The 1,305-nt window shown below is 55.8% G+C and carries 2 protein-coding genes; both read right to left on the bottom strand.

The window, feature by feature from the left end:
• A partial coding sequence (locus QCH34_RS12825) for a ferrous iron transporter B (protein WP_300334707.1) occupies positions 1–994 on the bottom strand: 994 nt, incomplete at its 3' end.
• Positions 991–1,230, bottom strand: coding sequence for a FeoA family protein (locus QCH34_RS12820; RefSeq protein WP_300334705.1), 240 nt, complete (start codon positions 1,228–1,230; stop codon positions 991–993). The genes QCH34_RS12825 and QCH34_RS12820, both read right to left, overlap by 4 nt.
• Positions 1,231–1,305 lie beyond the last annotated feature (75 nt).

Raw genomic sequence — 1,305 nt, 5'->3', positions numbered from 1 at the left:
CCAGCCATTCATTTCCAATTGAGCCTGCCACAACTTCACCGAGCCAGCCGAAGACATACTCAATTCCTGCCATAAACGGCTCGGCTACTGCGAAGGTGAGCTGGAATGCCCCCCACATCAGGGCGAGGAAGATCGGAATGCCGAGGTACTTGTTGGTGACGACACGATCGATCATATCCGATCCGGTCATCTTCCTGACGCAGACTGTGCATGCCTGCGGGAGGATCGCACCTATTGCCTCGTACCGCTTATCAGCGAGAAGTGCTTCATATTCATCAAGATCAATCTGCTGAAGTCTTGCCTGCACGGCTTCTGCAACATTGCTTTTTCCAATCAATGCCAGGACAGCAGAATCGCCTTCGATTGCCCGGACAGCAAGCCAACGGAGCGGATATCCGCCTGTAAGAGCCGGATCGTCATCAAGAATCCTGACGAGATCCGAGATATGGGCTTCAGCATCATCTCCATACCCTATGGTATGGGTATGCTTCTCACCTTTTGCAGCAACTGCGGCGATCGTTTCAAGGAGCTCATCAAGCCCCCTGCCGCTTGTTCCAACTGTCCTGACAACCGGCATTGCAAGCAGTTCGGAGAGGCGTTTCTCATCGATGGTATCGCCCCGTCCCTCTGCCACATCAACCATATTCAGGGCGATGATGACCGGGCGGCCAAGCTCTGCAAGCTGCATCGTCAGGTAGAGGTTCCGTTCAAGATTTGAAGCATCCACCACCTGGACAACAACATCCGGGCGATCCTGAGTGATGAAATTCCGGGCGATCACCTCATCTGCCGAGTATGCGGTGAGGCTGTAGGTGCCGGGGAGATCGGTCACTTCAATTGAAGTGCCTGCATGCTCGCATCTCCCCATCTTTTTCTCGACAGTGACACCGGGCCAGTTCCCGACATGCTGGCGGGCGCCGGTTAAGGTATTGAAGACCGTCGTCTTCCCGACATTCGGGTTTCCGGTTAAGGCAACCGAGATCGTCTTCTTCATTGGGCTGCCACCTCCGGTGCTATCAGGACTTTCATCGCCATCCCGCGGGAGAGGGCATACCGGCAGCCGCAGACAGAGACGATGATCGATCCCCGGTCCCGGGTGACAACCGTAACTGTCGCCTCAGGTACAAGGCCGAGTGCATAGAGGCGAAGGCGAAGGCCCTGGCCTGCATGGACGGCCGTAATCTTCCCGGCAGTTCCGGGAGAGAGAAGAGAGAGAGGGCAGGATGCCATTCTCACTCCACCTCCATCACAACTTCGATACAGGCGGCATCCCCTTTCCGGATGGAGAGGTTATAGCCTTTGACC

It is taken from the genome of Methanocalculus sp. (genome assembly GCF_029762515.1).
Classification (GTDB): Archaea; Halobacteriota; Methanomicrobia; order Methanomicrobiales; family Methanocorpusculaceae; genus Methanocalculus.
Note: the sequence above shows the minus strand (reverse complement) of the source record. Positions and strands in the feature narration are given on the sequence as shown.

Coding starts and splice junctions, on each gene's coding strand:
- QCH34_RS12820 (WP_300334705.1), bottom strand. CDS start 1,230: ATGGCATCCTGCCCTCTCTCTCTTCTCTCTCCCGGAACTGCCGGGAAG.